Source organism: Curtobacterium sp. VKM Ac-1395 (assembly GCF_015350975.1).
Taxonomy (GTDB): Bacteria; Actinomycetota; Actinomycetes; order Actinomycetales; family Microbacteriaceae; genus Curtobacterium.
This window is the reverse complement of sequence record NZ_JADKRX010000005.1, coordinates 39501-57236: the sequence shown is the minus strand read 5'-3', so window position 1 is coordinate 57236 and position 17736 is coordinate 39501. Positions and strand designations below refer to the sequence as shown.

Sequence of the window (17736 nt, the reverse complement as noted above, 5' to 3'; positions counted from 1 at the left end):
ATCGCGGATCGTCCACGGCGACGACACCGGCTGCCGATACGCTCGGCACATGTTCCTCGGCATCACCAACACCCCGCGCGACTACGCGTGGGGCTCCGTCTCCGCCATCCCCGAGCTCCTCGGCCGCACCGTCACCGGCGCCCCGCAGGCGGAGCTCTGGCTCGGCGCGCACCCGGGCAGCCCCAGCGTGGTCGTGAACCCCGCGATGGTCGGCGGCGCGGACACCGTGCTCGACTGGATCGCCGCCGAACCGCAGGTCGCCCTCGGCGGGGACCGCACCGGCCTGCCGTTCCTGCTCAAGGTGCTCGCCGCCGCCGCACCCCTGTCACTGCAGGCCCACCCGACACCGGAACAGGCCCGCGACGGCTTCGAGCGCGAGGACGCCGCCGGTGTCGCGCTCGACGACCCCGCCCGCAACTACAAGGACCCGTACCCGAAGCCCGAGCTCGTCGTGGCGCTCAGCGAAAGGTTCGAGGCCCTCAGCGGCTTCCGGCCCGTCGAGTCCACGCTCGCCGACGTCGAGACGCTCGACGGGGGCAGCGGCCGCCTCGGCCCGCTCGTCGCGCACCTGCACCAGGGGCTCGAGGACACCGTCCGGTGGCTCGAGGACGCCGACGGGTCCGCGCTCGCGGTCGTCGACGCGGTCGGGCACCTGGCACCCGACGTCCAGGACCCCTCCGCCAACATCGCGACCGCCGCGGCGCTCGCCGAGTCGTACCCGGGGGACCCCGGCGTCGTCGTGTCGCTCCTCATGCACCGCGTGACGCTCAGCCGCGGCCAGGCGATGTACCTGCCCGCCGGCAACATCCACGCCTACCTCGACGGCCTCGGCATCGAGCTGATGGCGCCGTCCGACAACGTGCTGCGCGGCGGTCTCACGCCCAAGCACGTCGACGTGCCGGAGCTGCTGCGCGTGCTCGACTTCACCGCGTACCCGGCGCCGCTCCTCGAACCCGAGGAGATCGCGCCCGGCGTCGACCGCTTCGCCCCGGCCGGCGTGGGCTTCGCGCTCGTGCGCGTCACCGGCGACGGGCGGCCGGTCGGGCTGAGCACGGGCGGCGTCGCACCGCTGTCCGGGCCCTCGATCGCGATCTGCACCGAGGGCGTCGTCACGCTGGTCGGGGCGACCTCGGCGACGCTGCTCCGCCGGGGCGAGTCGTGCTTCGTCACCCCGGACGAGGGCGACGTCACCGTCGAGGCCGACTCGTCGGACGGCGTGACCTCGACGGTCTTCATCGCGACGGGGGCGTAGCGGCTCGGGCGGCGGCCGGGGCTGCGGGCGCTTCTGCGGCTTCGCGCAGCGGGTGCGCGGTGCTCCGCGGCGGTCGGCGGTGCCGCGTCCGCTAGCGTGGCGACCATGAGTTGGCTGGTCACCGGCGGTGCCGGGTACATCGGATCCCACGTCGTCCGGGCGCTCCGCGCGGCGGACATCGACACCGTCGCGCTGGACGACCTCTCGAGCGGCTTCCGCTCGTTCGTCCCCGACGACGTCCCCTTCGTCGAGGGCACGATCCTCGACGGCGACCTGGTCGCACGCACGATCCGGGAGCACGGCGTCACGGGCGTCGTGCACGTCGCGGGGTTCAAGTACGCCGGCGTCTCCGTCGAGCGTCCGCTGCACACCTACGAGCAGAACGTCACCGGCATGGCGACGCTCCTCCGCGCGATGGCGGACGCCGACGTCGACAAGGTCGTGTTCTCCTCGAGCGCCGCGGTCTACGGCACGCCCGACGTCGAGACGGTCGTCGAGTCCACCCCGAAGAACCCGGAGTCGCCCTACGGCGAGTCGAAGCTCATCGGCGAGTGGCTGCTGAAGGACATGGAGGTCGCGCGCGGCTTCACCACGACGTCCCTGCGGTACTTCAACGTCGTCGGCTCCGGCGTGCCCGACCTGTACGACGCCAGCCCGCACAACCTCTTCCCGCTCGTGTTCGACGCGCTGCTCGCCGGTCGCACCCCGCGGATCAACGGCGACGACTACGCCACGCCCGACGGCACCTGCGTCCGCGACTACGTGCACGTGGCCGACCTGGCACACTCGCACGCGATCGCCGCGGCGAAGCTCGAGGCGGGGGAGCCCCTCGACCGCGCCTACAACCTCGGCAGCGGCGACGGCGTCAGCGTCCGGCAGATCATGGACGCCATGGCCCGCGGCACCGGCATCCCGTTCGAGCCGGAGATCGCCCCGCGTCGCCCGGGCGACCCGGACCGCATCGTCGCCACGGGCGAGGCCGCCGCGCGCGACCTCGACTGGGCGATGCGCCACACCCTCGACGAGATGGTTTCCAGCGCCTGGGAGGCCCGCCGCCGCGTCGGCTGACGCCCGGGCGCGCCGCGCTTGGTGAGCCGCACGACACCGGTGTTCGTGCGCCGCGCCGCGTCTTCCCGCGGCGCGGACGCTGAACACCGGTGTCTCGCGTCCCGCGCTGTGCGTGCCGCTCCCGTCGTGTCCCCCGAGACGCCGACAGAACGGGTGCGACACGCCCGAATGGGGGACATGACACGCCGGAACGCTCGGTGCCTCTTATGATCCGCGACTTGACTCAGGCGAATCACACCGCTGTAATTACAGGCAACGACCGACAGCGAGACGAACCAAGGGGTGATCAGGGTGAGCGGTTCCGACTTCCACGCCGGAGTTCCGGAAGACTGGCACGTCGACCCCGTGGCGCTCGGCGTCCCCGGCGTCCGGCGTCCGGAGACCGACGACGAGGAGAACCCGCTCGCCTGGCAGGCGGACTCGCTCTGCGCACAGACGGACCCCGAGGCCTTCTTCCCGGAGAAGGGCGGCTCCACGCGCGAGGCAAAGAAGATCTGCACCACGTGCGAGGTCCGGTCGCAGTGCCTCGAGTACGCCCTCGAGAACGACGAGCGCTTCGGCATCTGGGGTGGCCTCTCCGAGCGCGAGCGCCGCAAGCTCCGGAAGCGCGCGTAGCGACCCGCCACCGCGCCTCCGGTCCGATCTGGAGGCCCGGATCGCGTCCGTCCCGCACCGCGCGTTGATCGTCTCCACAGGTTCACGGCGCGCCGACCCACCGGTCCGCAGCCGTGCCTCCAGTCCGTAGAGTGTCGCCCGTCATGCAGCCCAGTTCCGCTCAGCCCCGTGTCACCGCCGTCCTGGTCGTCGCCAACGGGGCGGACCACCTCGACCGGACGCTGGACGCCCTCGCCGGACAGACCCGGCACCCGGAGAACCTGGTGGTCGTCGACGTCGGCTCGACGGACGGCTCGACCGCGCAGCTCGAGTTCGGCGGTTCCGCCCAGCTGACGCGGATCCCCGCCGGTCGCTCGTTCGGCGATGCGGTCGCCGTCGCCGAGAAGGCCGCGCCGCGTCCCGAGTCCGACGAGGCCGTCGACGAGTGGCTGTGGCTCATCGGGCACGACAACGCCCCCACGCCGACGGCACTCGCCGAGATGCTCGCGGCGGTGGAGATCGCCCCGTCCGTGGCGGTCGCCGGCCCGAAGCTCGTCGACCCGCGCGACGCCTCGCGCATCCGCGACCTCGGCGAGAGCATGACCCGGTTCGGCCGGTCCCTCGTCCTCGTGCAGGACGAGCTGGACCAGGGCCAGCACGACCGCAACACCGACGTGATGGCGGTCGCCGCGGGCGGGATGCTCGTGCGTCGCTCGGTCTGGGTGACGCTCGGCGGGTTCGACCCGGCGCTGCCCGACGTCGACGCCGCGCTCGACTTCTGCGTGCGCGTCCGCCTCGCCGGGTACCGCGTCGCCGTCGTGCCCGAGGCGCGGGCGACGAGTGCCGGACCGATCGAGGAGTTCGGCCGCAAGCGTGTGTCCGAGGGCCGCCGCGTGCGGATGCACCGGCAGGCCCAGCTGCACCGCCGCATGACCTACGCGCCCCTCGGGGTGCTCTGGATCCACTGGTTGACCCTCGTGCCGTTCGCGGTCGGGCGGGCGATCGGCCACCTCGTCGCGAAGCACCCGGCTGCCGTGTCGGGGGAGCTCTCCGCCGCGTTCGCCGTGGCCTTCGGTGGTGGGGTGTCGAAGGCCCGGAAGTCCCTGGCGCGCACGAAGAAGCTCGGGTGGGCCGCCGTCGAACCCCTGCGCGTCAGCTGGCGCCGGGTCCACGAACGGCGGACGACGTCCCGCGACGTCGAGCTCGCCCGCGTCGAGGACGCTCCGGTCGCCCGGGCCTCGTTCCTCGGCGACGGCGGCATCTGGGTCGTCCTGGCCGCGGCGCTCCTCAGCGTCGTCACCCTCTTCCCGCTGCTCGGCTCGCCGGCGTTGACCGGTGGGGGGCTCCTGCCGCTGTCCACCTCGGTCGCGAAGCTCTGGCAGAACGTCGGGTACGGCTGGCACACCCTCGGGACCGGGTCCACCGGCCCGAGCGACCCGTTCGCCGCCGTGCTCGCCGTGCTCGGGTCGATCGTGGCCTGGTCGCCGTCGACCGCCGTCGTGCTGGTGATGCTGCTGGCGTTCCCGGTGTCCGCCCTCGGTGCGTGGTTCGTCGTCCGCAAGCTCACGACCCGTACCTGGGTGCCGGTGATCGGCGCGGCGCTGTACACGATCGCCCCGGCACTCGTCGGCGCCGTCACCACGGGCCACCTCGGCGGGGTCATCGCGCACGTGCTGCTGCCCTGGCTGTTCCTCACCGTGCTCGAGGCGCACCGCTCCTGGGCCTCGGCCGCCGGCGCCGCGCTGCTCTTCGCCGGGGTCGCCGCCTCGGCACCGTCACTCCTGCCGGTCCTGCTCATCGGGTGGCTCGTGTCGCTCGTCAGCGGGTGGCGGCACGCGCACCGACGGGTGTTCATCCCGGTCCCCGCCGCGGTGCTCTTCCTGCCGCTCGTGCTGACGCAGATCGCCCGCGGCAACGTGCTCGGCGTCTTCGCCGACCCGGGTGTGCCCTCGGCGACCCGCGCGCCCTCGGCCCTGCAGCTCGCGATCGGGCAGCCCCTGCCCGACTGGAACGGGTGGCTGCCGGTGACCTCGCCGCTGTCCGCCGTCGTCGCTGCGCTGCCCATCGCCCTCGCCGTCCTCGCGCTCCCCGTCGCCGTGACCGCCATCGGCGCCCTCCTCGGGCACCGCTGGCACGTCGCGGGCGTGGCGCTCATCACCGCCCTGCTCGGGTTCGCCACGGCCTTCGCCGCCACCCACGTCGCGGTCACCGGCGTCGGGGCCACGACCACCATCGTCTGGCCGGGCAGCGGTCTGACGGTCTACTGGCTCGCGCTCGTCGTCGCCGTCTCGATCGGCATCGACACGCTGCCACGCCGGGCCCCGGTCGTCGGGATCGTCGCCGCGGTGTTCGCCGGTGCGGCCGTGGCGCCCGCGTTCGCCGCGTTCTACCTCGGCAACGCGGTCATCCAGCCGACCACGGGCCGGGTGCTCAGCGCATACGTCAACGCCGAGGCACAGGCGAACCCGGACGTCGGCACGCTCGTCGTCGAACCGCAGACGAACGGCTCGCTCGCGGTGTCGCTCGAGCGCGGGCAGGGCTCGACGCTCGACGACCAGACCACGCTCGACGCAACGGCGCTGTCGCTGTCGTCCTCCGGGTCGCGGCTGGCCACCCTCGCCGGCAACCTGGCGAGCCGCAGCGGCTACGACCCGCGTCCGGCGCTCGAGGAGCTCGGCGTCAGCTTCGTGCTGCTCGACGACGCACCGGACGACGACCTCGCGCAGCAGGTCCACGACCGCGCCGCCGGGGCCATCGGGCAGAACGCGCTCTTCACGAGCATCGGCGAGACGACGAGCGGCCAGCTCTTCCACTACGAGGGCGACGTCGACCGTCCGAGCACCGGGTCCGCCGCGGCGAGGACCACGCACGTGCTCTACCTGGTGGTCCTCGGGGTGGTGTTCGGCGCCGCGGCACTCCTCGCCGTGCCGACCGCACCGCGCCGACGCCGGGCCACCTCGAACGTCCTCGAGGCCGACGAACCCGCCACCACCTTCGACGAGGAGCGCGACGAATGACCACCACCGCTCGCCGCTGGGTGCTCCGCGGGACCGCCACCGCGATCGCCGTGGTCGTCGCCGCCGGCACCATCGCCGCCGCGCACACCTTCGGCACCCAGGAGACGCCCGGTCGTCCCGCCGGCCGCACGGTGACACCCGTCCCGGCCGACGCCGAACGCGTCTGCGCGGGCAGTGCCCTCCGGCTCTCCGACGACGCCGGCAACGACGCGACGACGGCCACCCCGGTCGGGTCGGCCAGCATCGCGACGGCCACCACGGGCAGCACGGTCGACCGGACCGACCTGCAGTCCTCGACCACGGGCAGCAGCAACCCGACGCTGCTCACCGCGCCGGCGGCGGAGACCACCCCGCAGGTCGCCGGGTCGAGCTACCAGAGCGTCTCCAACGGTGACCTGGTCGGCATCGGTGCCGCCTCGTGCGACGACCCCTCGCAGTCGACCTGGCTCGTCGGTGGCTCGACCGAGACCGGCCGCACCAGCCTCATCACGCTCTCCAACCCGACCGACGTCAACGCCACGGTCGACCTGTCCGTGTTCGACGCGACCGGCACCGTGAGCGCTCCGGGCACGACCGGCATCGTCGTCGCGCCGAACTCGCAGAAGGTCGTGCCGCTGTCGGGCTTCGTCTCCGACCAGGCCTCGACGGTCGTCCACGTCACCTCGTCCGGCGGTCAGATCGTCGCCCACATGCAGGAGACCGTGGTCCGGACGCTCACCCCCGGCGGGTACGACATCGTCTCCGGCGGCGTGGGACCGGCGCGGGCCCAGGTCATCCCCGGCGTCGTCCTCCGCGACATCCAGCAGGCCCAGCGCGGCGACGACACCGCCGACGCCGCACCGGTCGTCCGGCTGTTCGTGCCCGGCAGCAGGGCGGCCCGCGTCACCCTCGGCATCACGACGGCGACGGGCGGCGGCACCACGGTGAACACCACCGCCGAGCCGGGCGTGGTCACCGACGTCGCACTCGACGACTTCGAGGACGGCCGGTACTCGGTCACGGTCAGCTCCACGCAGCCCGTCGTCGCCGGTGCGCGGTCGACCACGCCGACGGCCGAGCGCGGCACGGACCTCGGCTGGTTCGCCTCGGCGGCACCGCTGGGCAAGCGCGTCGTCACCGCGGTCGCACCCGGGGACGGCGTCCGTCTCAACCTGGTGAACCCGACGACCGAGGACGCCCGGGTGACCATCGCGTCGGGCGACGACCGGCAGCGCGTCGACGTCGCGGCCGGGGCGACCTCGACCGTGCGCGTCCAGACGGCGAAGCAGCTCGTGATCACCGGCGCCGACCGGGTCGTCGCGGGCGTCACCTACGCCGGCGGCGACGGCCTCGCGGGGTTCCCGCTCCGCCCCGCGACCGAGGTCTCGAGCCCGGTCCGCGTCTACCCCTGAGGCCGAGCGGGTCTCCAGCAGATCGAGGGAGCAGGCGCAGGCGCAGGCGCGCGGCGCCTCACCAGTGGCGGTAGCGGTCCGGCGCCAGGTCCCACGGGTCCTTGTCGAGGAGCTCGGCGACCGCACGGAACACCGCGGTCTCGACGACGATGCGCCGGTCCACGTCGTCCTTCTCGGGCGAGTGCGTGACACGCTCGACGGGGATCCGGAACACGGTCACCCGCCGCTCGCCGTGCTCGACCCGCCACCGCGGCAGCGCGTCCGGCAGCCCGGGCTCGGTCGGCATGTCGGCGACCTGGAACACGACGCCCTGCAGCTCGTCCGGCCAGAGCCCGAGCAGGTAGTGGGCGGTGTCACCGACGATCCGGTCGAAGGCCTCGGCCCGGGTGATGACCGGCGCGAGCTCCGGACCGGTGACGCTGGAGCGGTGGCCCCGGCCGTGGCGGGAGCGCCCGCGACCGCGGGCGACCGGGGTGACGAGTCGGGGCTTGCGGCGCATCCCCACATCGTACGCGCGGCACCGGACGCCGTCGGGGCGTCCGTTAGGGTCGTCGACGAGATGGACGTACGGATCTGCAGCAAGGTCGCCTGTGGCGCGAGCGCCTCGTCGACCCTGACGTACGACTACGGCGACTCGATGGTCGTCATCGGTCCGCTCTCCACCCGCGTCGAACCGCACGGCTACGACCTGTGCGCCCGCCACGCCGCCCGCCTGCGCGTGCCACAGGGCTGGCACGTCATCCGCCGTGAGCCGCTCCGCGAGGAACGCGCCGCCGACTGACCCGGCCGTCCGCGTACGCAGGCCGGCCCACCCGGGTGGTCCGAGCCTCCTGTCCGGCCTGGAGGCCCGCCCCACCACCGCGACCACCGGCACCGTCCAGGACGACCGGCTCCCACCTGCGGGAGGTGTCTCCCACCTGCGGGAGGTGTCTCCCACCTGCGGGAGGTGTCGGGGGCCCGTGGGAGACTGACCGCATGCCCACCGACACCCGCGCCGCAGCAGCACACCGCGTGGCCGACCTCGGCCTCGCCGAGGCAGGCCGCCACCAGATCCGCCTCGCCGAGAACGAGATGCCGGGGCTGATGTCCCTGCGCGAGGAGTTCGGCCCGTCGCAGCCGCTCGCCGGTGCCCGCATCGCCGGGTCGCTGCACATGACCGTGCAGACGGCCGTGCTCATCGAGACGCTCACGGCGCTCGGTGCCCAGGTCCGCTGGGCGAGCTGCAACATCTTCTCCACGCAGGACGAAGCCGCAGCGGCCATCGCCGTCGGCCCGACCGGCACTCCCGACGCCCCCGCCGGCGTGCCCGTGTTCGCGTGGAAGGGCGAGACGCTCGAAGAGTACTGGTGGTGCACCAACCAGGTCTTCGACTGGAGCGCCGAGGCCGCAGCGGCCGGGGCCAGCTGGACGGGCCCGAACCTGATCCTCGACGACGGTGGCGACGCCACGATGCTCGTCCACACGGGCGCTGACGCCGAAGCAGCGGGCCGCGTGCCGGACGCCGGCGACGACGCCAGCGCCGAGTACCGGATCGTGCTCGACACGATCGCGTCGTCGTTGCGGGACTCCTCCGACCGCTGGACCCGCATCGCCGCCGACATCCAGGGCGTGACGGAAGAGACCACCACCGGCGTGCACCGTCTCTACGAGCTCGCGCGCACCGACCAGCTCAAGTTCCCGGCCATCAACGTCAACGACTCGGTCACCAAGAGCAAGTTCGACAACAAGTACGGCATCCGGCACTCGCTGCCCGACGGCCTGAACCGCGCCACCGACGTGCTCATCGGCGGCAAGGTCGTGTTCGTCGTGGGCTACGGCGACGTCGGCAAGGGCGCGGCCGAGGCCATGCGGGGCCAGGGCGCCCGCGTCATCGTCAGCGAGGTCGACCCCATCTGCGCGCTGCAGGCCGCGATGGACGGCTACCAGGTCGCACGCCTGTCGGACGTCGTCGACCAGGTCGACATCGTCGTCACGTGCACGGGCAACCTCGGGGTCGTCGGCGTCGAGGACATGCTCGCGCTGAAGCACCTGGCGATCGTCGCGAACGTCGGACACTTCGACAACGAGATCGACATGGTCGGCCTCGAGACCCTGCCCGGCGCCGAGAAGGTCGAGATCAAGCCGCAGGTGCACGAGTGGCGCCTGCCGAACGGCCGTTCGATCCTGGTCCTCAGCGAAGGCCGCCTGATGAACCTCGGCAACGCGACCGGGCACCCGTCCTTCGTGATGAGCAACTCCTTCACGAACCAGGTCCTCGCGCAGATCGAGCTGCACACCCGGCGCGAGTCCTACCCGACCGGCGTGTACGTGCTGCCGAAGCACCTCGACGAGAAGGTCGCGCGACTGCACCTCGACGCGCTCGGTGTCCGGCTGACCGAACTCCGGCCGGAGCAGGCGTCGTACATCGGCGTCCCGGTCGAGGGCCCCTTCAAGCCGGACCACTACCGGTACTGAGGCCCGTCCGCCTGCGGCTGCTCAAGCGGCTGCGGCGGCTGCGGCGGCTGCGGCGGCTGCAGAAACACCGGTGTTCGGTCTTTGCGCCGCGAACTCACGCGGCGCGAACGACGAACACCGGTGTTTTGTGGGGCCGGGCCGGGCCGGGCCGGGTGCGGCGTGCCGGGCCGGGCCGGGCCGGGCAGCCGGGCCCCGCGCCGCGCCAGCGCCTCAGCGCGGGAAGCCCGGCGGCCGCGCCCCAGCCGTCGCCGTGGCGTCGGCGAGCGTCCGTGCGCGGGACCCGAACGCCCGCAGGTCGCGCTCGCGCCGGAGTGCGACGACCCCCGCCAGGAACTCCACCGCGGGCACGGGCGGCACCGGGTGTGCGTACTCGGCGACCTCGGCGGCGAGTGCGAGCGCGGTGGCGTCCCGGAGCTCGGGTCGCACCGACGCGGCACCGCGGAAGAACGCTCCGAGTCGGTTCTCGAGGCGCTGGGGGAGCGCCCGGACGTCGGCGACGGCTGACCACCCGACGAGGGACGGCGGCAGGAGCACGACCGGGTCCGTCGACTGCGGCAGTCGCTCGTGCTGCACGACGGTCCCGGCGAGCAGGTCCCCGAGTCGCCGCGGCCTCGAGCCGAAGAGGGCAACGACCATCGCCACCGAGCCGAAGGTCGTCCACAGCTCGAGCACGCCGACGAGCGACCGTGTGAACGCGTGCCGGAACGACACCGCGCCACCGTCGACCCGCACGACCCGGGTGCCGAGGGCGTACCGACCGACGCTCTTGCCCTGCGTCACGGTCTCCACGGCCGCGGGCACCAGCACGAGGACGGTGACGAGCGAGGCGATCAGCGCCGCGGCGATCCACGCCTGGTCGATGCCGGCCGGGACGACCCGCAGGAACCCGAGCAGCAGCATGAGGTACAGCGCGATCAGGCATGCACCGTCGAGGAGCCCCGCTGCCAGCCGGAGCGCGATGCCCGCGGGGACGACGTCGAGTGCGACGGCCTCACCGACGACGAGCTCGTCGGAGGTCTCGTCGAGGGCCCGGACGAAACGGGCATCGGCGAGGTCCCGGGTCGTCCGTCGCTTCGGCATGGTTCCATTGTGTCGGAACGACCCCGGCGCGACCATGCCGGGTCGAACCGGGAACGCGTCCGGCGCGACCACGCCGGGACGCACCGTGGCACGAGGGGGGAACAGCATGGACCTGGACGCGTACTCGGCGACGCACCGCGACCAGTGGGACGAGCTCGACCGCCTGACCCGCCGCCGGACCACCTCCGGCGAGGACGTCGACCGCCTCCTCACGGGGTACCAGTCCGCCGCGACCGACCTCGCACGCATCCGCGGCGTCGCCCCACGCTCGGCGACCGGGGACCGGCTCTCGCTGCGGCTGTACCGCGCCCGGTTGCGGTTCACCGGCGCGCCCACCGACCCGCTGACGATGCTCACCGCGTTCTTCGCGCTCCAGCTGCCGGCTGCCCTGTACCGGATCCGCTGGGTGACGATCTGGGTGACGGTCGCCACGGTCGCCATCGCGGTCATCACGGGCGTGTGGATCACCGAGACCCCGGGGGCGGTCGCCACGTTCGGCACCGACGCCGCCCTGCGGCAGTACGCCACCCAGGACTTCGTCGACTACTACTCCGACCACGGGCTCGGGGCGTTCTCGGCCCAGGTGTGGACGAACAACGCGTTCGTCGCCGCGCGGATGGTGGCCTTCGGCATCACGGGCCTGTTCGTGCCGGCCGCGGTCGGGCAGAACGCTCTGAACCTCGGCGTGTCCGGGGCGATCATGCACTCGCAGGGTCGGCTCGGTGACTTCTTCCTCTACATCGCCCCGCACGGCCAGCTCGAGCTCTACTCGGTGTTCCTCGCGGCCGCGGCCGGGCTGATGATCTTCTGGTCGTGGGTCGCTCCCGGGCAGCGCACGCGGGCACAGGCCCTCGCCGAGGACGGCCGCGCGCTCATCGCCGTGGCCATCGGCCTGGTGCTGACCCTGCTGCTGTCCGGCATCATCGAGGGCACCGTCACTCGCCAGGACTGGCCGTGGCCGGTGAAGATCGGCATCGGCACGGTGGCCCTCGCCGCCGTGCTGACCTACCAGTGGGTGCTCGGACGTCGGGCGTACCGGGCGGGGGAGCGCGGCGACGTCGAGGAGTTCGACCGCGGCACCGCGGCGATCGTCGCCGGCTGACCGCACGGATGCACGCCCCACACGGACGGGCTGCCCGTCCTCAGAGCCGCCCGGCTGCCTTCGCCCGCAGGTAGGCGTCGGCCACCATCGGCGGCACCGACTCCGGTGCCCCGTGCACGACCTCGACGCCGGCTCGACGGGCCACGTCCGCCACGCCGTCCGCGTCGAGCAGGGTCCGCTCCGCCGCCGCACGACGGTAGACGTCGCGCCCGGCACCGCCCGCACCCACACCACCGGCACCACCGCCGGCACCGACCGGGAGGCTCGCACCCGGCCCGCCACCCCGTCCGGCGCCGCCATGCCCCGCCATCGCCGCCACGGCCGGGTCGTCCACGGCCGTCACCACCACCGCGTGCCGTCGCGCGAGCGCCGGCAGCATCGTGAGCAGGTCGGCTGACGCCCCGACGGAGTCGAGACTGGTCGCGAGCACCACGAGGGACCGCTGCGTCGTGACGCTGTCCACCAGCGCCGGCACCGAGGACCAGTCGGTCGCGGCGAGTCCCGGTTCCGCGAGCGCGAGCGTCTCCCCGAACCGCTGCACGACGTCGACGCGGGTCGCCCCGTGCACGCGTCCGCGCGGCTGGTCGTCGAGGACCACCAGGTCGACCCGGTCCCCAGCGGCCGCGGCGAGGGCGCCGACGAGCAGGGCGGTCTCGATGAAGGTGTCCAGGCGGGGTTCGTCGCCGACGCGTCCGGCGCCGGCACGCCCGGCGTCGACGACGACGACCACGCGCCGGTCCCGCTCGGGGCGCCAGGTCCGCACGACGAGGTCCTGCCGCCGTGCCGTGGCCCGCCAGTCGATCGACCGGACGTCGTCCCCGCGCACGTAGTCGCGCAACGAGTCGAACTCGGTGCCGTGTCCGCGGAGCTGCAGCGTCGTCTCGCCGTCGAGCTCCCGGAGCCGGGCGAGCCGCGAGGGCAGGTGTCGACGCGACCGGAACGGCGGCGTCACGACGAGCTCCGCGGCCGTCGGGATCACCCGTTGCCGCGCTGCGAGCCCGAGCGGGCCGAACGCGCGGACAGCGACACCCGCACTCCGACGACGTCCGCGCCGGAAGGGGGCGAAGCGCATCCTGGCGGTGCGGCGTTCCTCGGCGGGGACGGTCATCCGGATCCGTCGTGGTGCATGACCGGCGGAGGGCTCCCACATGTCGCGGACCTCGGCGCGCAGGGGACGACGGCCGTCGTTCGCGAGGACGAGCGTCGCGTCGGCGACGGTGTCCCGCCGGGCCAGCCGGGGCATCCGCCGCTCGATCCGTACAGCTGCCAGATCTGCTGCGAGCACCAGGTCCAGCACCGCGGCGAGCACGACGACACCCGCCCACGCGACACCGCCCCACCCGCTGGCGAACAGCACGGTGGGGACGATCGCGACGGCGAGGAGCGCGACGAACCGGCCGGAGACCGCCACTAGATCGGCACCCGCACCTGCTCGAGCACCTGCTGCAGCACGCCGTCGGCGCCGACGCCCTCGAGCTCGGCGTCCGCGGCGACCCGCAGCCGGTGCCGCCACACGGGCAGCAGCATCGCCTGGACGTGGTCGGGCGTGATGCCGTCGTAGCCGGTGAGCCACGCCCAGGCCTTCGCGGCCGCGAGCAGGGCCGTGGCACCGCGGGGGCTGACCCCGACCCGCACCGACGGCGCCTGCCGGGTCGCACGGGCGAGGTCGACGATGTACGCGAGCACGTCGTCCCGGGCACCGACAGCGCGCACCGCGCGTTGGGCGGCGAGGACCTCGTCCGCCCCGACGACCGGCACGATCCCCGCCGAGCGGACGTCCCGCGGGACGAACCCGTCGGCGTGCCGGCGGAGCACCTGCCACTCGACGTCCCGCGGCGGGACGTCGAGGGTGAGCTTCATCAGGAAGCGGTCGAGCTGGGCCTCTGGCAGCGTGTAGGTGCCCTCGAACTCGATCGGGTTCATCGTCGCCGCGACGAAGAACGGGTCGGGGAGCAGCTTCGGCGACCCGTCGACGCTGACCTGGCGTTCCTCCATGGCCTCGAGCAGCGCGGACTGCGTCTTCGGTGGCGTGCGGTTCACCTCGTCGGCGAGGAGCACGTTCGTGAAGACGGGCCCCTCGCGGAACGGGAAGGTCCCGGTGGAGGCGTCGTAGACGAGCGACCCGGTGACGTCGCCGGGCATCAGGTCCGGGGTGAACTGGATGCGCTTGGTGTCGAGCGACATCGCGGCGGCGAGGCTCCGCACCAGCAGGGTCTTCGCGACACCGGGGACGCCCTCCAGCAGGACGTGGCCCTGCGCCAGCAGCCCGACGATCATCCCGGAGACGGCACCCTCCTGCCCGACGACGGCTTTGCCGACCTCGACGCGCACGCGGGTGAAGGCGTCGCGGAGCTCATCGGTCGTCGTGGCGCCGGTGGCGCCGGTGGTGGTGGGCAGGTCGGTCACGGTCGTCCTCCTGGTCGGGGGTCGGTCAGGTGTGTGGTTCCGGTGGCGGTCGGGTCGGTCGGCCGGGAGGCTCGTGGTGCGTCCCCGGTGACGGCTCGCCGCACGGCGCGTTCCAGGTCGTCGATCGCGGCAGCACCGTCGACGAGCGCTCGGTCGTCGGGCGTCGGTCCGCCGACGAGCACGGCGCCGACCCGTGCCGCCGGCAGGCAGGTGGCGTCGGCGGCACGGCGGACGACCTCGTCGACGTGGGCGGAGCGGGGGAGCCCGAGCGAGCGACCGACCCGGCGGAGGGCCGCGACCCGGAGGGTGTCGAGCGCATGGGTGCGGTCGCGGGTCCTGGCGTAGAGGCGTGCTCGGCCCTCGGTCGTCTCCGAGGCGCGGACCACGACGGGCATCGACTCGACGACGAGCGGGCCGAGCCGACGGCCGCGCCAGACGCCGGCGGCGATCGCCACCGCTGCGGCCATGCCGATCGCGCTCGGCACCCACGGGGGAGCGAGGTCACCGAGCGACGGGGCGGCGTCGGTGCTCCCCGCACGGGGCACGTACCAGGACAGGTGGTCGGCGCCACCGAGCAGGCCGAGTGCCAGCGCCGCGTTCCCCGCGGTCGTGACGGTGTCGTTGCGGAACGCGTCGGTGGTGCCGACGAGCGTCACGGTCCCCGTGGCGGTGTCCGTCCGGACGAGTCCCCAGACGCGGGCGCTGCCGGTGCCGTCCGGGGCGCAGCGCGTGCCGGCGGACGCCCGCACCGTGTACCCGGAGCCGGTCGGGGTGACCGACCGGGCACTCCGGGCCGCGGGGATCCCGCACGCGGCCGTCGAGACCGGCTCGGTCGACTCGACGGGTCCGGCCGGGTCGGCGCGGACGCGGAAGGACTCGAGGACGCCCGGGTCGGTGGTGACGAGCACGACGTCCGACGCCGAGCGCGCGATGCGCCGTGCGACGCCCGCGGAGAGGACGCCGGCGGAGTCGTCGACGAGGACCGTGCCGTCGGGGTCGACCCGGTCGGCGTCCCGGACGACGTCGACCGTGGTGCCGCGCTGCTCGAGGACCCGGACGAGCGCCTTCGAACCGCTCGCGGTCGCCGACCCGGGGTCGAGCGGGGTGTCCGTGGGGCTGGATCCACTGCCGACCGCCGCCGTGACCGCCGCGAGCAGGAGCCCGACCAGCACGATGGCGACCCAGAACACGACGCGGAACCGTCGGCCCTCGCGCTGCCCGTCCGGCGTCGGCGCACCCGGGCTGGCGGTGCCGCGGTCGCGCGTCGGCGTCGTCGTGGCGGTCGTCGTCGTGGTCATGCGGGGACCACCGGCCCGTCCGTCCGGACCGGTCGGGCCGTGCGGAGCCGGTCCTCGGTGTCGAGGACCTGACGCGCTGCAGCCTCGTCGGTGTCGAGCCCGAGGTACCGCACGTCGTCGAACGTCGTCGCTGCCCGGTGCAGGTCGTCGCGGAACGCCGGGAACGGCCGGGAGGCCCGGACCGCGATCGCGCCTGCGGTCGCTCCGGGGACGTCGGGGACGAGGTCGCGCTCACCGAGACCACGGGCGACGGCCCGGTAGCCCTCGAGCACGGCGGTCGACCAGTCCCCGTCGCGCATCGCGGCGCGGGCGGCGGAGGCGATGGTGGCGGCCGAGCGCAGGTCGTCGTCGTCGAGGACTCCGCGGACGTCGTCCGCCCGGAGCCGGGCGCGGCGCCGTGGCAGTCCGCGCGAGACGACGACGAGCACGACCACCGCGACGAGCACGACGATCGCCACGACGAGCAGCGTGCGGCTGAGCCCGACACCGCCGACGCCGTCCGGACGGAGCGAACTGAACCACGCCAGGACGTCCTGCGACGCCCGGTCCCACCAGGTCACGTGCGCGCCGCTGTACTCGCCGCGCTCGAGCTCCCGCTCGAGGAGTCGCCGGGCCTGGTCGGGGTCGACGCTCGTCATCCCCGCCCGTCCGGTCGCGACGGACCCCACTGCGGCGGTTGCGGCTGCTGCCCATCCCACTGCGGCGGCTGCTGCTGCCCGCCCCACTGCTGCGGCTGTCGGCCCAGCGGCGGTTGCGGACCCCACGGCGGAGGCGGCGGACCCCACGTCTGCTGCGGCTGCTGCGGCCACGGACGCTGGGCGACGGGCTGTGCGGGGGCGAACGGGTCCGCGGGCTGGCCGGTCTCCAGGTGCGCCGCGATGCGCTGGTCGAGGGCCTCGGTCCGGATGCGGCGGTCGATCGCCAGGAAGGTGGTCACCGAGGCGCTCAGGACGTCCGTGATGCACTGCACCGCGATCGTCAGGAGGCTGCCGACCACGAGCGCGACGACGGCTCCGGCCGACAGGCCACCCGGGCGCCCCGTGGTCTGCCCGAGCGGGTCGAACACGCCGGAGAACAGCGAGACGCCGAGGGTGAGCGGCGTGCTCGCGATGCCCGCGACGATGCTGAAGGCGATCTGCACGAGGAGCAGGATGCCGAACGTCCGCCAGAACGCACCGCGGGTCAGCCGCCAGGACTGCGCGGCGGCGGAGAACACCCCGCGGCCCTCGAGCGCGATGGTCGGCACCGTGAAGGCGAACCGGGTGGCGAAGAAGGCCACGAGCAGCCCGAAGACGAGCCCGAGCCCGAGGAGCGCCAGGAAGAACCCGCCGATCGCCGTGTCCGTCGCGCCCAGCGCCCCGAAGAAGCCGATCAGCACGGCCACGAACACCGCGCCGATCACCGCGCCGGCCGCGAGCTGCAGGAGCATCCACCACAGCACCGACAGCCGCCGGCCCTCGAGGAGCGCCCAGAGCCCGCGGAACGTGCCGCGCCGGCCGAGCACCCGCTGCCCGGTGTCGACCGCGACCGGGGCGACGAGGAACCCGCGTGCCAGGAACGCCAGGAACGGCACCCCGAGCGCGAGCAGGATGTAGAGCGTGACCGAGCCCGCGGTGATCGCGTCGGCGTCCGAGCCGGGTCCGGACCCGGTACCGGTCCCCGTGCCGATCGCGGAGAGCATCCGCTCCTGCAGCGACCGCTGCCCGAGGGTCGTGGCGACGGTGGACGCCAGGCCGAGCACGCCGGAGAGCAGCAGGCTCCAGAGGAGCAGCACGCGCGCGTTGCGCCGGAACACGGTGAACGCGCCGGCCAGCACGTCACCGAGCCCGAGCGGGCGCAGCGGGATCACCGGACGTGACGGCGGTGTCGGACCGGACCCGTGCCCTGGAGGTGGGGGTGTCGGAGACGGAGGCGGCGTCGTGCCGTACCGCGGGCCTCCCGGCTGAGGACCCTGCTGTCCACCCGACTGCTGTCCACCGGACTGCTGTCCACCGGACTGCTGTCCACCGGACTGCTGCCCACCGGCAGGGCCCCCGCCCGCCCCTGGTGTCTGCCATCCATCGCCGGCCATCGG

15 protein-coding genes are annotated in these 17736 nt (G+C 73.9%); 8 read left to right on the top strand and 7 right to left on the bottom strand.

All coding sequences use genetic code 11. The annotated features are described in order from the left end of the window. The first annotated feature begins 49 nt into the window (after nt 1-49). The 5 genes from manA to ITJ68_RS13805 all read left to right on the top strand — a co-directional run bounded on the left by manA (nt 50) and on the right by ITJ68_RS13805 (nt 7322). The gene (gene manA / locus ITJ68_RS13825; protein WP_194661967.1) at nt 50-1252 is read left to right on the top strand and encodes a mannose-6-phosphate isomerase, class I; all 1203 of its coding nucleotides are present in this window, start codon (nt 50-52) and stop codon (nt 1250-1252) included. A 105-nt stretch (nt 1253-1357) separates the two neighbouring features. Continuing rightward, nucleotides 1358-2320, top strand: coding sequence for a UDP-glucose 4-epimerase GalE (gene galE / locus ITJ68_RS13820; protein ID WP_194661965.1), 963 nt, complete (start codon nt 1358-1360; stop codon nt 2318-2320). A 282-nt stretch (nt 2321-2602) separates the two neighbouring features. After that, nucleotides 2603-2935 carry a WhiB family transcriptional regulator gene (locus tag ITJ68_RS19600; protein ID WP_374116128.1) on the top strand — a complete coding sequence of 111 codons (333 nt, stop codon included), beginning with the start codon at nt 2603-2605 and terminating at the stop codon, nt 2933-2935. A gap of 143 nt (nt 2936-3078) precedes the next feature. Continuing rightward, nucleotides 3079-5931, top strand: a complete 2853-nt coding sequence (locus tag ITJ68_RS13810) for a glycosyltransferase family 2 protein (protein ID WP_194661963.1) — start codon at nt 3079-3081, stop codon at nt 5929-5931. Further along, the gene (locus ITJ68_RS13805) at nt 5928-7322 is read left to right on the top strand and encodes a DUF5719 family protein (RefSeq protein ID WP_194661961.1); all 1395 of its coding nucleotides are present in this window, start codon (nt 5928-5930) and stop codon (nt 7320-7322) included. Before ITJ68_RS13810 ends, ITJ68_RS13805 begins: the two co-directional genes overlap by 4 nt. Before the next feature lie 58 nt (nt 7323-7380). Here ITJ68_RS13805 and ITJ68_RS13800 read toward each other — a convergent pair whose 3' ends face one another. Then, nucleotides 7381-7821: a metallopeptidase family protein gene (locus ITJ68_RS13800; protein WP_194661959.1), complete on the bottom strand. Its 441-nt coding sequence runs from the start codon at nt 7819-7821 to the stop codon at nt 7381-7383. 60 nt (nt 7822-7881) lie between these two features. On the opposite strand from ITJ68_RS13800, the gene ITJ68_RS13795 reads away from it, so the two are divergent. Both ITJ68_RS13795 and ahcY read left to right on the top strand, forming a co-directional pair. After that, complete coding sequence (locus tag ITJ68_RS13795) at nt 7882-8103, top strand: DUF3499 family protein (RefSeq protein WP_194661957.1); 222 nt, start codon at nt 7882-7884, stop codon at nt 8101-8103. A gap of 194 nt (nt 8104-8297) precedes the next feature. Then, nucleotides 8298-9776, top strand: a complete 1479-nt coding sequence (ahcY, locus tag ITJ68_RS13790; RefSeq protein WP_194661955.1) for an adenosylhomocysteinase — start codon at nt 8298-8300, stop codon at nt 9774-9776. Nucleotides 9777-9986: 210 nt separating this feature from the next. Here ahcY and ITJ68_RS13785 read toward each other — a convergent pair whose 3' ends face one another. After that, nucleotides 9987-10856: an RDD family protein gene (locus tag ITJ68_RS13785; RefSeq protein ID WP_194661953.1), complete on the bottom strand. Its 870-nt coding sequence runs from the start codon at nt 10854-10856 to the stop codon at nt 9987-9989. Between the two features lie 106 nt (nt 10857-10962). Here ITJ68_RS13785 and ITJ68_RS13780 point away from each other — a divergent pair, with 106 nt between their 5' ends. Further along, entirely contained in the window at nt 10963-11958 is a 996-nt protein-coding gene (locus ITJ68_RS13780; protein WP_194661951.1) for a stage II sporulation protein M, read from the top strand. 40 nt (nt 11959-11998) lie between these two features. Here the strand turns inward: ITJ68_RS13780 and ITJ68_RS13775 are convergent, their stop codons facing one another. From ITJ68_RS13775 to ITJ68_RS13755, 5 genes are read right to left on the bottom strand one after another with little or no spacing between them, the layout of a single operon-like run. Beyond that, complete coding sequence (locus tag ITJ68_RS13775) at nt 11999-13369, bottom strand: DUF58 domain-containing protein (RefSeq protein WP_194661949.1); 1371 nt, start codon at nt 13367-13369, stop codon at nt 11999-12001. Next, nucleotides 13369-14364, bottom strand: coding sequence for an AAA family ATPase (locus ITJ68_RS13770; protein WP_268097603.1), 996 nt, complete (start codon nt 14362-14364; stop codon nt 13369-13371). The genes ITJ68_RS13775 and ITJ68_RS13770 overlap by 1 nt, the downstream gene beginning before the upstream one ends. After that, nucleotides 14361-15662 carry a DUF4350 domain-containing protein gene (locus ITJ68_RS13765; protein ID WP_194661947.1) on the bottom strand — a complete coding sequence of 434 codons (1302 nt, stop codon included), beginning with the start codon at nt 15660-15662 and terminating at the stop codon, nt 14361-14363. The genes ITJ68_RS13770 and ITJ68_RS13765 overlap by 4 nt, the downstream gene beginning before the upstream one ends. Further along, nucleotides 15659-16300, bottom strand: coding sequence for a DUF4129 domain-containing protein (locus ITJ68_RS13760; protein ID WP_194661945.1), 642 nt, complete (start codon nt 16298-16300; stop codon nt 15659-15661). The genes ITJ68_RS13765 and ITJ68_RS13760 overlap by 4 nt, the downstream gene beginning before the upstream one ends. Continuing rightward, on the bottom strand, nt 16297-17511 hold the full coding sequence (locus tag ITJ68_RS13755; protein WP_194661940.1) for a glycerophosphoryl diester phosphodiesterase membrane domain-containing protein: 1215 nt from the start codon (nt 17509-17511) through the stop codon (nt 16297-16299). The genes ITJ68_RS13760 and ITJ68_RS13755 overlap by 4 nt, the downstream gene beginning before the upstream one ends. Nucleotides 17512-17736 lie beyond the last annotated feature (225 nt).